At 56.3% G+C, this 14,119-nt stretch carries 12 protein-coding genes and 2 riboswitches; all 12 genes read left to right on the forward strand.

Annotated elements, in window-relative coordinates; all coding sequences use genetic code 11:
• Window positions 1-513: 513 nt before the first annotated feature.
• Window positions 514-633: riboswitch (FMN riboswitch) on the forward strand.
• Window positions 634-734: 101 nt separating this feature from the next.
• The 12 genes from C814_RS19275 (at window position 735) to C814_RS19325 (ending at window position 13,928) form a co-directional block, all read left to right on the forward strand.
• On the forward strand, window positions 735-1,292 hold the full coding sequence (locus tag C814_RS19275; protein WP_016317118.1) for an ECF transporter S component: 558 nt from the start codon (window positions 735-737) through the stop codon (window positions 1,290-1,292).
• An 86-nt stretch (window positions 1,293-1,378) separates the two neighbouring features.
• Window positions 1,379-1,473: riboswitch (SAM riboswitch) on the forward strand.
• A gap of 130 nt (window positions 1,474-1,603) precedes the next feature.
• The gene (locus C814_RS19280) at window positions 1,604-3,400 is read left to right on the forward strand and encodes an N-acetylmuramoyl-L-alanine amidase family protein (protein WP_016317119.1); all 1,797 of its coding nucleotides are present in this window, start codon (window positions 1,604-1,606) and stop codon (window positions 3,398-3,400) included.
• Between the two features lie 27 nt (window positions 3,401-3,427).
• On the forward strand, window positions 3,428-4,060 hold the full coding sequence (locus tag C814_RS19285) for a DUF4241 domain-containing protein (RefSeq protein WP_016317120.1): 633 nt from the start codon (window positions 3,428-3,430) through the stop codon (window positions 4,058-4,060).
• Between the two features lie 108 nt (window positions 4,061-4,168).
• Window positions 4,169-5,350 (forward strand): methionine adenosyltransferase, encoded by a 1,182-nt coding sequence (gene metK, locus C814_RS19290; protein ID WP_016317121.1) that lies wholly within the window; start codon window positions 4,169-4,171, stop codon window positions 5,348-5,350.
• Between the two features lie 63 nt (window positions 5,351-5,413).
• Entirely contained in the window at window positions 5,414-5,746 is a 333-nt protein-coding gene (locus C814_RS19295) for a hypothetical protein (protein ID WP_016317122.1), read from the forward strand.
• 111 nt (window positions 5,747-5,857) lie between these two features.
• Window positions 5,858-8,074 carry an SF1B family DNA helicase RecD2 gene (locus C814_RS19300; protein ID WP_016317123.1) on the forward strand — a complete coding sequence of 739 codons (2,217 nt, stop codon included), beginning with the start codon at window positions 5,858-5,860 and terminating at the stop codon, window positions 8,072-8,074.
• Complete coding sequence (locus tag C814_RS0105560) at window positions 8,067-8,795, forward strand: ComF family protein (protein WP_016317124.1); 729 nt, start codon at window positions 8,067-8,069, stop codon at window positions 8,793-8,795. The genes C814_RS19300 and C814_RS0105560 overlap by 8 nt, the downstream gene beginning before the upstream one ends.
• A gap of 181 nt (window positions 8,796-8,976) precedes the next feature.
• Complete coding sequence (locus tag C814_RS19305; protein ID WP_016317125.1) at window positions 8,977-9,993, forward strand: rod shape-determining protein; 1,017 nt, start codon at window positions 8,977-8,979, stop codon at window positions 9,991-9,993.
• 79 nt (window positions 9,994-10,072) lie between these two features.
• Window positions 10,073-10,255 (forward strand): hypothetical protein, encoded by a 183-nt coding sequence (locus tag C814_RS19310; RefSeq protein ID WP_016317126.1) that lies wholly within the window; start codon window positions 10,073-10,075, stop codon window positions 10,253-10,255.
• A 165-nt stretch (window positions 10,256-10,420) separates the two neighbouring features.
• Window positions 10,421-11,722: a DEAD/DEAH box helicase gene (locus C814_RS19315; RefSeq protein WP_016317127.1), complete on the forward strand. Its 1,302-nt coding sequence runs from the start codon at window positions 10,421-10,423 to the stop codon at window positions 11,720-11,722.
• A 259-nt stretch (window positions 11,723-11,981) separates the two neighbouring features.
• Complete coding sequence (locus C814_RS19320) at window positions 11,982-13,322, forward strand: alanine/glycine:cation symporter family protein (protein WP_016317128.1); 1,341 nt, start codon at window positions 11,982-11,984, stop codon at window positions 13,320-13,322.
• Window positions 13,323-13,337: 15 nt separating this feature from the next.
• Window positions 13,338-13,928 carry a nitroreductase family protein gene (locus C814_RS19325; protein WP_016317129.1) on the forward strand — a complete coding sequence of 197 codons (591 nt, stop codon included), beginning with the start codon at window positions 13,338-13,340 and terminating at the stop codon, window positions 13,926-13,928.
• The last annotated feature ends 191 nt before the right edge of the window (window positions 13,929-14,119 follow it).

Below are 14,119 nucleotides of genomic sequence, written 5' to 3' on the forward strand. Positions count from 1 at the left end.
CCGCTTTCAGCCAGGCGTGGATCGTCCCTTTCGGGATGCCCAGCTCCTTCGCCGCTTTGTCTCCGCCGATCTCTCTGGCCAGCTTTACGGCCTGTACCTTGTACTCTTTATCGTAGCTTCGAGCCATTGCCTTTCCTCCTTCTTCTTCTCTTTTTTCTACTCCCTTGAGGAAAAGGTGTCAACTTTTTTTATACCATATCATACTGACAAGGCAGATACAACATGTTCCCATCATAGTGACGACACATGTTGAGAGTGTCGTGCTGCTGTCGCGGGTGGAGAAATAAAATAGCAGAAAAATGCGGAAAACAATAAGAACGGCAGCCAATCTTCGGAAAACCACATATTTACGGGCCGGGCCTTGAACGGATATAAGGGGGATATTTGCGAAAAATGTTATTTACCTGCGCGATGGGGTTTGCAGACTTTCTTTGCGAAAAGGATTGCTGCATCTTGTGCGGAGGCCGCTTGACAAACGGGATACACCGCGCTATAATAAAAACAAATTTAACAGGTCTGTTTCAGGGCGGGGTGCAATTCCCCACTGGCGGTAAAGTCCGCGACCCGGCGAAAGTCGGCTGAATGGGTGAAACTCCCATACCAACGGTATAGTCCGGATGAAAGAAACAGCGTAGCTTTCCCGGGTTTTCCCGCGACACGCTGCCGCCCTTGCGCTTTTTGCCGCAAGGGCGTTTCGTTTCCCCGACAGGCTCTATTCTATGGAGGGAACAAGCATGAAAACATCCACCAAAAAACTCACCACAATGGCGATGCTCGCCGCACTTTCAATCGTCTTGATCTCGATCGTCCATTTTCCGCTTTTCCCGAGTGCACCCTGGATGGAGTATGACCCTGCGGACATCCCCATCTTCATCGGGACGTTTCTGTTTGGTCCGATTTCGGGCCTGTTGTTAACCGTCGCCGTTTCGGTGATCCAGGGGGTAACTGTGAGCGCCGCGTCCGGCCCGATCGGCATTGTGATGCATATTCTGGCGACAGGCTCGTTTGCGCTGCTGGCCGGAAACATTTATAAGCGGCGGCATACCCGCGGTGGGGCAGTTGCAGCGATTTTGGCAGGTGTTGCTTCGATGACCATTATGATGGTATTCTGCAATCTGGTCTTTACCCCGATTTTCATGGGCACCCCGATTGATGCGGTAATTCCGATGCTGCTTCCGGTGATCGTGCCGTTTAACCTTGCCAAAGCCGGGATCAACGGTCTGGTGACATACATCGTCTACAAACCAATTGGCCAGCTTCTGCGCTATGAGCAGGGGCAGCAGGCAGCCTGAGCATCTGAAAAAAGCGCTTGACAATCTACCAAAGTTGGTGTAAACTTTTCTTCAGAAGAAACTTAAATTTTAAATTTCATATTTCTACCTTATAAAGAGTGACGGAGGGACAGGCCCTATGAAGTCCGGCAACCTGCATCTGCAAGGTGCCAAATCCTGCGGTATGACCGAGAGATGAGGAAAGATAGAACGCTCGGTGTATACCGGGCGTTTTTTACAGCAGATTTCGACCAGACCCGCGCAGGAATTCCGCGTAAAAACCGCACTTCTATAAAAAAGCCTGGAAAACCAGAGGGCGGGAGGAACCAAAGATGCAGAAAAAACAGATCAAAAACCGGCTTGTCAGCTTTGTACTTGTGCTAGCGGTTTGTGTGGGAGTTTCGGTCGCACCGGCAGCGGCGCAGGGCGGATATAACGACCTTGAAGCGATTACTGGCCACGTCAGCCTCACGATTCCACAGGGATTGACGGTTTCACGTCCCAGCGGGCAGATTACGACGACTGATGCTGCTTATTTTATTGCTGGTACTTCCGACCCTGGCCTGCCGCTGACCCTCAATGGACAGGAGGTCGAGCAGCGGGGCGTGCGGGGCAGCTTTGGGGTTTATGTCGCCCTTGACGCGGGAACCAACCGCTTTGTGCTCGAGCAGGGCAGTGCGCGTGAGGAAGTTATCATCGTGCGGGGGAATGCTTCCGCTGAAGCTGCAACTACGACAGTGATCTCCCGGATGGCGCCAGCTTACGACTGTGCAACCTTCAGCGGCGAAACGATCACGCTTTCCTGTGTAGCTCCTTCGGGGGCGAGCGTGACTGCGTCGATCGGGAACAGGCAGGTCACATTGGAGCAGAGCGCCGCAACCGCTAAAGCGGGCGTTCCCGCAACCTTCACCGCCAAGCTCACGGCGGGCGAGGTCAGCGGCACCAAAGACCTCGGGCAGGTGGTCTACACCCTCAATGGGCAGACCGATTTCGAGTCGGAGGGCAGGGTCTACATAACCGGGTCGGGAAGCCGGCTGGCAGTACAGGTCAAGAACGACGCTACGGTAGTTTACAGCGATGCACAGCGCAGCAGGTTTATTGATACTGCCAAGCTGGGCGGGATTGACACAGTAAAGGACATCAACGGCGACCTTTACGAGTTGTCGACCGGCGGCTGGGTCCCGCGGGAGGCGATGCAGCCGTTGACCGAGGAGGTTCCGCTCCGTCTGTCGGTAGAACAGGCCCTTTTTGGCGCGACCGACGACGGGAACGGCGAGGTCTACTCCTTCCCCGGCAGTGCACGCCCGATGGTTCGGTCCTATCAGGACAGTGAAAAGCTGTTTGTGCGGCTGTGCAACACCACCATGAGCAGCGATGCGGTCTCCGAGCTGAAGGCAGCGGTTTCCAACAGCCGGGTGTTCGGCGGGGTGGCAGTCTCCCAAAAGGATGGGTACGCTGACCTGACCTTCCAACTGTCGGGAAACCGCACGCTGTGGGGCTATGACATCACCTATGGCAGAGAGGGCGGGATCAACGTCTTTGCAAAATACAAGCCTTCCCTCCAGCAGGGGAGCCGTCCACTTGCCGGGATTACGATTGCGGTCGATGCAGGGCATGGAGGAAGCGATCCGGGCGCGGTCGGGGTTCCAGGGACGAAGGCTGCGATGGAAAAGGACATCAACCTCGCGACTGCCATCGCGGTGCAGAAGCGGTTGGAATCGCTGGGCGCGACCGTCCTGATGACCCGCTCCGAAGACGAGAACCCGCCGATCAATGACCGGATGCAGGGCACAGTGGATGCAGACCTGTTCATCTCGCTCCACTGCAACAGCATTTCCTACGACCGCGATACCAACAAGGCTGGCGGTACCGAGGTTTACTATTATGAGGATCAGTCCCAGCGGCTTGCCCAAATCCTCGCGGCCAATGTTGCGGATTACACCGGCCGCACCAACCGGGGCGCGAAGTTTTCGGCCTTCCGGGTGACCCTCAATACCTATGCGCCAGCGGTACTGGTTGAGATGGGGTTCCTGACCAACCCCGCCGAGTATGACTCGATGACCAGCCGTTCCGGCATCTTTCGGACTGCCAACGCGGTAGGGGACGGGGTGCTCGCCGTTTTTCGATGAGTTCTGATCCAAAAGGGAGTGTGCAGGATGTATCTGAATGAACCGCTTTTGAAAGCAGTATCCGCAGGGAGTGCCGGCCGGTTTCTCAAGGAGGGCGAAAGCCTGCGTTCCCAACCGCTGGGGGAGCTTTATCTGCCGACCGGGAAAATCGTTGCAAATGACCCCTGCTGCCTGTTCGAGGGAACCCCATTTACAAGGACAGTCCCTCCCGGCAGCTACCCGGTGAACCTCTGGGTCTGGGAGGGCGGCGGCGACAAACGGGTGGCGTTTGCCGGCCTGCGGTTCCGCGAGGGGGCGCCGGTGCGGTTTGAGATGGCGCTGCTCGCGGGACAGGATACCGCGGAGCTTTCGGAAGATGGCTTTTACGGCTATGGTGTGGACAGTGGGACCGGCGGGTTTATGGACGAACAGACCTTCCTCCGGCTGACCGAAGGGTTGGAGGAATGGGAGGGCGGCATTTTTTCGGCGCTGGATGACGCGCTCGAAAAGAGCTATGTGGATACCTATTCGGCTGCAAACGTCCGGCTTCCGGACAGCGAATACAACGTTGCGGCGTTTTCAAGCGGCTGGGGGGACGGCGGATACCCTTCCTACTGGGGGTTCGACGCCGAGGGGCAGCTCTGCTGCCTGATGACCGATTTCTGTATCCTTGACCTGTGACCATCAAAACATGAAAAATTTGCCCGGGCTGTGGATTCTGCAGGCCGCAGACCCGCGTATTTATATAGAAAACCATTCACGATTCAGCAAAAAGGAGTTTGATTTTTTATGGCGAAGTATCTGTTTACATCCGAGTCGGTCACCGAGGGACATCCGGACAAAATCTGCGACCAGATTTCGGACGCGGTGCTCGATGCGATCATTGCAAATGATCCCGGGGCGCGTGTCGCCTGCGAAACCGCAGTGACCACCGGCATGGTGATGATTATGGGTGAAATTTCTACCAAATGTTATGTGGATATTCCGGCGATCGCGCGCAAGACGATCGAAGAGATCGGCTATGACCGCGCGAAATACGGGTTTGACTGCAAGACCTGTGCGGTGCTGACCAGCATTGACGAGCAGTCGGGGGATATTGCAATGGGCGTGGACGATGCGCTCGAGTACCGCGACGCCGATACCAGCAAGGAGGACGCGACCGGTGCAGGGGACCAGGGGATGATGTTCGGCTATGCAAGCGATGAAACCCCCGAGCTGATGCCCATGCCGATTTCGCTGGCACATAAGCTCGCAAAGCAGCTTACCAAAGTACGCAAGGAGGGGGTTCTTCCCTATCTGCGCCCGGACGGCAAAACCCAGGTTACGATCGAATATGAGGACGATCGCCCGGTCCGCGTGGATGCGGTGGTGATCTCCAACCAGCACGCCCCGGAAGTTTCGCTCGAGCAGATCCGCGCCGATGTGATCGAAAAGGTCATCAAGGAGATCGTGCCCGCCAACCTGATGGACGAAAACACCAAGATTTTTGTCAACCCGACCGGACGGTTTGTGATCGGCGGCCCGCAGGGGGATTCCGGCCTGACCGGGCGCAAGATCATTGTTGACACCTACGGCGGCTCTGGGCGGCATGGCGGCGGCGCATTCTCGGGCAAGGACCCCACGAAGGTCGACCGCTCGGCAGCCTATGCGGCGCGCTATGTCGCCAAGAACATCGTTGCGGCGAAGCTCGCCAGGCGTTGTGAAGTCCAGCTCGCCTATGCGATCGGGGTAGCACATCCGGTTTCGGTCAATGTCAATACCTTTGGTACCGGCACAGTTTCGGACGAAAAGCTCGAGCAGGCAGTGAAAGAGGTGTTCGATCTGCGGCCTGCGGTGATCATCCGCACCCTCGATCTGCGCCGCCCGATCTACCGTCAGCTCGCGGCTTACGGGCATATGGGCCGTGAGGACCTCGGGGTCATTTGGGAGAAAACCGACAAGGCTGATGCGCTTTTGGCGGCAGTCCGGTAAGAATTCGGGAAAACACAGGCAAAAAATCACCTTTCTGCATAGGATGCAGGGAGGTGATTTTTTATGGTGGAAATAATCCTTTGGCTGACAGTGGCGGCATTGGCGTGTGTCGGGTTTGTGCAGGTCTGTACCTGGATTTCGATTCGGATGGGCAGCAGGCGCAGCCGGGTGTACCGGGTATTCCCGATCGGCGGGGAGGGGAGCACCGATGAACAGCTTGCGCAGGTCTACTCCTGTCTGCAATGGGAGGCGAACCCTTCCCAACAGGTCTATGTCCTCTACGATGTGGGGCTGGATGAGGGCGGCGTGCGGGAATGCAGGGTGCTCACCAGCGGTACCGGGATCCGGTTTGTGCAGTCGGCCCAAGAGCTGGACGCACTGCTGACCGGGCGATGAAAATATTTACATTTTCGCCGATCCGTATTATACTGGTATAGTCAATATCGTTGGGAATGGTTCGGTTTTTCCGCGTGTTGGCTATCTGGTCACGAAAGGATGGGTGCACAGGTGGAAAGCGGGGAGCTTTACAGATTGGAAGGCAGTGTGGAGACCATCGTGTTTCACAATCCGGAAAATGGGTACACTGTGCTCGAGCTGGCAACCGATGAGGAGCTGATGACTGTCGTTGGTGAGTTTGCCGACATCTCGGTGGGAGAGACGCTGATCGTCACCGGCACCTATTCCAACCATCCCAAATACGGGCTGCAACTGAAAGCACAGATTTATGAACGGCTGATGCCTGCAACCGCGACCGCAATCGCAAGCTATCTTGCGTCCGGGGCGATCAAGGGGGTTGGGCCGGCCATCGCCAAAAGGCTGGTGCAGATGTTTGGAGACGAGACCCTCACGATCATTGAACAGGACCCGGAACAACTGACAAAAATTCGGGGAATTACGGCAAAAAAAGCAGAACAGATTTCCAATGAGTATAAAAAACTTTTTGGAATCCGTACCGTTATGCTTTTTCTCGCCAAATTTGGAGTGCCTGCGGCGTTTGCAATCAAGACCTGGAAAAAATTTGGACTCTCTGCGCAGGAAATGGTGTCGCAAAATCCGTATGTCCTCTGCTGCGAGGAAATCGGCATCGGATTTGAAACTGCGGATGCGATCGCCCGGCAGGGCGGGCTCCAGCAGGACGGGTTCGAGCGGATTTCCGCAGGGCTTCAGCATATCCTGCGCCACAACACCAACAACGGGCATGTCTGCCTGCCCGCGCGTAAACTGATCGAGGTCTGTCAGCCGCTGCTTGAGGTCGACAGCCATCTGATCGGGGATGCGCTGGACCTGCTGGTCGAACAGAATGAGCTGGTGCGGGTCGAGGTGGACGGGGAACCGTTCATCTATCTGCCGCGGTACTACGAGGCGGAATGCTATATCGCGAGCAAGCTCGCACTGATGCTGGGGAGCCGTCCGGAAGGCATCATAGCGGATATCGGCGGGGTGATCGACGGCCTCGAACAAAAACAGGGGATCCAATATGCGCGGCTTCAGAGGGAAGCGATCATCACCGCGATCACCCAGCCTTTGATGGTCCTGACAGGGGGCCCCGGGACCGGAAAAACCACCGCGATTTCGGCGATTATCCGCCTGCTGACCCAGACGGGCGCAAAGGTTGCGCTGGCAGCTCCGACCGGGCGGGCCGCCAAACGGATGGCCGATCTCACCGGCGTGGAGGCCAAGACGGTGCACCGGCTGCTCGAGGTCGATTTCGGCGACGGCAGCGGCGTCACCCGGTTCAAGCGCAACGAGAAAAACCCGCTCCCCTTTGAGGCGGTCATCATCGACGAAACCTCGATGATGGATACGCTGCTTTTTGAATCGCTTCTGCGTGCGCTGCGGTTTTCCTGCCGCCTGATCCTGGTCGGCGATCCGGACCAGCTCCCGTCGGTGGGGGCGGGCAACATCCTGGGGGATTTGATCGAGAGCGGAGAGGTGCCGGTGGTGCATCTTACCGAGATCTTCCGGCAGGCGGCGCAGAGCCTGATTATCACCAATGCCCACGCGATTGTGACCGGGGAATATCCCCGGCTGGATGTGCGGGACAACGACTTCTTTTTCCTGCCCGACAGTTCCACCGCCCGGATTGCGGCGACTACTGCCGACCTCTGTGCCAGGCGCCTGCCCAACCGCTACGGTTATTCCCCGCTCTGGGATATTCAGGTGATCGCGCCGACCCGGGTGGGGGCGGTCGGCACCGGCGAGCTGAACCGGGTGTTGCAGGAGACCCTCAACCCACCGGACCCCTCCAAAAAGGAGTTCAAGGCGGGGACTGCGGTCTTTCGCGAGGGGGACAAGGTCATGCAGATCCGCAACAACTACGACCTGCTTTGGGAAAAGGAGGATGGCGAGGAAGGGATGGGGATTTTCAACGGGGACATCGGTGTGATCGAGCTGATTAACCGTCCGTCCTCCTCCATTGTGATCCGGTTTGACGATCGTCTCGCTGAATATTCGTTTGATATGGCCAACGAACTGGAATTGGCATATGCGATCACAGTGCATAAGAGCCAGGGCAACGAATACGACGCAGTGATCATGCCGCTCATGGACGGGCGCAGCCGGATGTACTACCGCAACCTGCTTTATACGGCGGTGACCCGCGCCAAACGGCTGTTGATCCTGCTCGGTTCCCGTCGGACGGTCTATTATATGGTGGACAACCATAAAAAATCCCGCCGGTATACCAATCTGGTGCATCTTCTGGGGGAGGTTTGCCATGAGTGATCCGCTGCGGGAAAGGCTGCTCCGCCTGTTGTTCCCGCATAAATGTTTCTGCTGTACGGCGCTGCTTCCGGACGGCGGATACCTTTGTCCCGCATGTGCCAAAACCCTGCCGCGCATCGAGCCGGGACGGTTCCCAAATCTGCCGCCGTTTGTCCGGGTGGCTGCCCCGCTCTATTACAAGGATGGGGTCCGTCAGGGAATTCACCGGTTCAAATACGATGGGCGGTCGTATTATGCTGCTTTTTTAGCGGGCCTGATGGCGGAACGGCTCTTGGAAATCCCCGGCCTGCCCCGGTTCGACCTGCTGACCTATGTACCGCCCGCCCCGCATAAACTGCGGCAACGCGGGTTTTGCCCTGCCGGGATGCTCGCCCAACAGCTTTCGAGGCGGTTGAAAATCAGGGTGCGGGATGGCCTGATCGGTCATACCGAAAACACGGTCGCGCAGATGACCCTTTCGGATCGTCTGGAACGGGAGGCAAACGCCCGGCAATCATTTGCGGGAGTGCGGGGTGTGCGGCTCCACGGGGAACGGATTTTGCTGGTGGACGATGTGCTGACCACCGGCTCTACCGCGCGAAGATGCGCCAGCCTGCTGGCACGTGCAGGCGCTGGGGAAATCTGGATGGCGGCTGCCGCAGTGGTGCCGCATCAGGAATGGGAGTCCCCGGACATGCCACGCTTTTCTGAGAAAGATGTTGAAAGGGCCGGGATTTTGTAGTATAATGGAGGTGTCTGAAAGGCTGCTGATAGCAAGCCTTGCTTTAGATGGCGATAGGATACACGCTGGGCAAAGCGGGAGAACATCGACATAGCCAAACGGTATCTTTCGCTTGCATGGGATCCGGTTGTTTTCTGTTTTTTGGCTATCAAACATCGAAAAATCGGACAGGAGAATGCTTATGGCATCGGTAGATATTGGGATTGATCTCGGAACAGCAACTGTTCTGGTATATGTTGGAGACCGGGGGATCGTTCTGCGGGAACCGTCTGTTGTCGCGGTCAACAGCCGCACCGGCGAAGTCTTGAGCGTCGGACAGGATGCACACGAGATGCTCGGGAAAACCCCTGCACAGATCACAGCGATCCGCCCGCTGGAGGAAGGGGTCATCTCCGACTACAAGATGACCGAAGAGATGATCAAGTATTTTCTGCGCAAAGCCTCCCCTGGTACAGTGCTCAAACCCCGGGTTGCGCTCTGTGTGCCTTCGCTGATTACCGCGGTGGAAGCGCAGGCAGCGGTCGATGCGGCGGTCACAGCCGGGGCACGCAGCGTCTATCTGATCGAAGAGCCGGTTGCGGCGGCGATCGGTGCAGGAATCGAACTGACCCGCCCGAAGGGGAATATTATCCTCGACATCGGCGGCGGCACCAGCGATATTGCGGTGCTTTCACTCAGCGGGATTGTCTGTAAGAATTCGATCAGGGTCGCGGGGGATAAACTGAATGGCGCGATTGTGAAATATGTGCGCAGTGCCTATAACCTGTTGATCGGGGAACGGATGGCGGAGCAGCTCAAGATTGGGGCTGCAAGCATGGATGAGGATGCGGACAACCAGATCTTTGAGGTCAAGGGCCGGCATCTGGTGAGCGGGCTTCCAGTGCGGCAGATTATCTCACGCAAAGAGCTTTATCCGGTGGTGCATGACTGTATTGCCGAGATCCGGGACGCAGTACATGCGGTGGTCGAAAGAACGCCGCCCGAGCTGGTGGGAGACCTTTACGAAAACGGCCTTGTCATGACCGGCGGCGGCGCTCTGCTGCATGGCCTTGGAAAATATCTCAGCAAGCATCTCAAGATGCCGGTTCATCTGGCGGAGAATCCGGTTGAGTGCGTTGCGATCGGTACTGGGCGGTCGTTCCAGTATATTGATAAGCTGTATGACGGGTTTATCGCGTCGTCGATTCATAAACATTGAACCGCCTCTTGGCAGATGTATAGAAACCTCTTTTGTACGGGATACTACTGGAAGTAACCCGTTACAAAGGAGGTTTTTCATGTCCCTGACAGCAAAACAGCTCGCGATCATCGAGGCGCAGCTCGACGAGGAGCAGGTACAGATCAAGAGATACACCCACTATGCACGTCTAGCCAGCGATCCACAGCTGAAGTCCCGGTTCGAGCACAATGCCGCCCGCCATCGGTGCCTCTATAACCGCCTGTTGGAACAGTTGAACTGAACGCCTGCACAGGCAATGCACGACGGGGCGCAGCCGCCTGCATCAAGGCCCTTGCCTGTGGAGGCAGACTTTGCAATCAAAAAAAGAATTGTCAAGTTGCATAAAGTGTGCTATACTGTCAATACAAACGATTGATTTTACAGGCAAAGGACCGAACAGACATTTATGGAATTTGAAGAACTGGAACTGATTCAGCCCATTCTGCGCGCAGTGCGGGAAGAGGGCTATTTCGAACCGTCACCGATTCAGCGGAAGGCGATCCCACCTGCGCTTGATGGGCGGGATCTGCTTGGCTGCGCTCAGACAGGCACCGGAAAAACGGCTGCATTTGCCATCCCGATTTTGCAGCGTCTCACGCTCGCGGGACCCCAGGGACGCCAGCGGCCGATTCGGGCGCTCGTTCTGACCCCCACCCGGGAACTGGCCTTACAGGTTGCGGAAAATTTCCGGGCATACGGACGCTATCTGCGGCTGCGTACAGAAGTGATTTTTGGCGGCGTATCCCAGAACCCGCAGGTAGATGCGCTGCGGCGCGGGGTGGACATCCTTGTCGCAACACCCGGACGGCTGAACGATCTGATTGGGCAGGGGTATGTTCAGCTGAATCGGGTGGAAACCCTGGTGCTCGATGAGGCGGACCGGATGCTTGATATGGGGTTTATCCGGGATGTGGAGCGCATCATCCGAAAACTGCCGTCCGCACGCCAAACCCTCTTTTTCTCGGCAACCATGCCGGACAGCATTCTCAAACTGTGCGAAAAAATCCTCACCAATCCGGTCCGGGTGGCAGTCACACCAGTTTCATCGGCGGTTGATGTGATCGAACAGAAGCTCTATTTTGTGGATAAAGCGAATAAAAGGCGGCTGCTGATCCACCTGCTCCAGACCGAGCAGATCCCGTCCGCGCTGGTGTTTACCTTTACAAAACATGGCGCCGATCGGGTGGTGCGGGAGCTGGCCAAAGCAAAGATCCCCGCGAGGGCGATCCATGGAGATAAAAGCCAGAACTCCCGCCAGACCGCGCTCAACGCCTTTAAAGCGGGGGAAATCCGGGTATTGGTCGCAACCGACATTGCCGCCCGCGGAATCGACATCGAAGAGCTGCCTTATGTCTTTAACTACGACCTGCCGAACATACCGGAGACCTATGTGCACCGGATCGGGCGTACCGGGCGCGCCGGACAGAGGGGAACAGCGGTTTCTTTCTGCTGCTTCGCGGAAAAAGAGAGCCTTGCCGGGATCGAAAAGCTGACCCGCAAGCCGATCCCAGTGGTGGAAGAACATCCTTATCCGATGCAGGTTTTTGAAATCCCGCCCAAACAGCCGCGCCCGCCCAGAGCAGTGCAGCAGGACTCTGTGGCTGACAAGCAGAAAAAACAGCCGCAGGCAGAGAAAAAAATGCAGAAAAAACCGCCCTCTGCGCGGGGCCGGACGCAAAACCGCCCGCGCGGCGGCAGGTCCCGGTAAGCGGGAAAAATACAGGTGTGACTCCTTGATCCGCAGAAAAATTTCCAAAGGAGCCGTTTTCTGGTTTAGAAAATCGTACAAAGATCGCTTGTCCATGAGAAAAATTTGTGGAGGATCTGGAAAAAATAAGCGGATGCATTGTGTGCAAGTTGGTTTTGTGTTATGATGATGAAGTTAAAAATTTGACAGATTAAAATGTCAAAGTGACAAATTCATCTGGCAGGAAAATTTGTTGCGAGAAAAAAGAGGAGGCACTACTATGGTTCTGGAACTTGTTACAGGGGTAAAAGGCTATCTATGGGACATCATTCTTCCGCTTCTGCTCTGCGGCACCGGAATCTATTTCACCATCCGGTTGAATTTTGTACAGATTCGCAGGTTCCCCGCTGCGTTTAAGGCAGTATTTGGGAATATTAAACTGTTTGGCACAAAGGCTGACAAGGAGGGGATGAGCTCGTTCCAGTCGCTGGCGACAGCGGTTGCGGCACAGGTCGGCACCGGGAATATCGCGGGCGCGGCGAGTGCAATCGTTTCGGGCGGACCGGGCGCGATCTTCTGGATGTGGCTTTCGGCATTTTTTGGAATGGCGACGATCTATGGAGAGGCAACCCTGGCCCAGAAATACAAGACCTACATAGACGGCCATGTCACCGGCGGTCCGGTTTACTATATTAAGGAAGCCTTTCAGGGGACTTTTGGTAAGGTGCTTGCCGCAGCGTTCTCGGTGTTCATCATCCTTGCGCTTGGATTCATGGGCAACATGGTGCAGTCCAACTCGATCAGCGCCGCGTTTGAAACCGCTTTTGGATGGAACAAACTGGTGGTCGGCACAGTGGTTGCAGTGGCGGCGGCGTTTATCTTCCTCGGCGGGGTTAAGCGGATTGCTTCGGTTACCGAGAAGGTGGTCCCGATCATGGCGATCTTCTATATCATCACCTCGCTCATCATCATCTTTGGAAACATCGGAAATCTTGGCCATGCGTTCAAGCTGATCTTTGTCGGCGCATTCAACCCGACCGCTGCGGCCGGCGGGTTGGTCGGTATCACCGTAAAGAAAGCGGTTAGTTATGGTGTGGCACGCGGTCTGTTCTCGAATGAGGCTGGTATGGGTTCGACTCCCCATGCACACGCGATGGCAAAGGTGGACCATCCCTGTGAACAGGGGTTGGCAGCGATGATGGGTGTGTTCATCGACACGTTCATCGTCCTGACCATGACCGCCCTCACGGTCATTATCACCGGCGTATACGACAACGGCCTGATCGGCGTTGAGCTGGCGCAGTCGGCGTTCACCCAGTTCTATGGGAATATCGGGAATATGTTTATCGCGTTCAGTATGCTCTTCTTCGCCTTTTCCACCATCGTTGGCTGGTATTTCTTTGGCGAACAGAATGTCCGCTATCTGTTTGGACCCAAAGCGGTAAAGCTCTATGCCGCACTGGTGGTCGTTTTTGTGATCGTTGGTTCCGCGCTCAAGGTGAACCTTGTATGGGAGCTGTCCGACCTGTTCAACGGGCTCATGGTCATTCCGAACCTGCTTGGCCTGCTTGCGCTCTCGGGAGTTGTAGTCCTGCTCAACCGGGAGTTTGAGAAAAAGTAAGGGGGAGAGCGCGCTGTGCTGCCAGCGATAACCGATAGAAGAAGCATCCGAAAATACAGAGACACTCCGGTAAAACGGCAGATGGTGGAGGAAATCCTTCGGGCAGGTATGCTCGCGCCTTCCTCTAAAAACCGTCAGCCCTGGAGGTTTATCGTGGCAGAGGGGCGTGCCAAGGCGCAGTCCCTTGCGGCGATGGAGCGTGGATTGGAGCGGGAGAAAAAGCAGCCGCTCCTCCCCCAGAGTGCGCAGCACCTCGAAGCCGCCAGGCATACACTGCGGATTATGGAACAGGCTCCGGTCGTCATCTTTGTGGTGAATCCGCTGGGGATCGGGATGAACCGGTCCCTGACAGTGGAAGAGCGGGTCTATGAGCTGTGCAATGCGCAGTCGATCGGCGCCGCCCTCGAAAATATGTCGCTCACAGCTTTTGACCTGGGATTGGGTAGCCTGTGGATCTGCGACACCTATTTCGCGCAGGAAGAACTGATGGGCTGGCTGGGCGCCGAGGGGGAGCTGGCTGCGGCGATGGCGGTCGGGTATGCGGCGGAATCGCCCCAGGCCAGACCTCGTAAAAAGTTGGAAGACGCTGTTGAATGGCGTATCTGAAACAGAACAGGAAGTTTCTGCGGAGGCTTCCGGAAAGAATCGCGCTGTCCTCTGCATAAAGCGGAGGGCGGCGCGAAACACTAAGAACCTGTTCGGTATTTTATTTATGCAAGGGGGCTTTTTCACTTGCAAAAAGCCCCCTCTTGCCGCTTTGCGGCAATTCACCCGAAAAATGCGCTTCTCCGGATAAA

Origin of the sequence: Anaerotruncus sp. G3(2012) (assembly GCF_000403395.2) — a bacterium.
GTDB lineage: Bacteria > Bacillota > Clostridia > Oscillospirales > Ruminococcaceae > Anaerotruncus.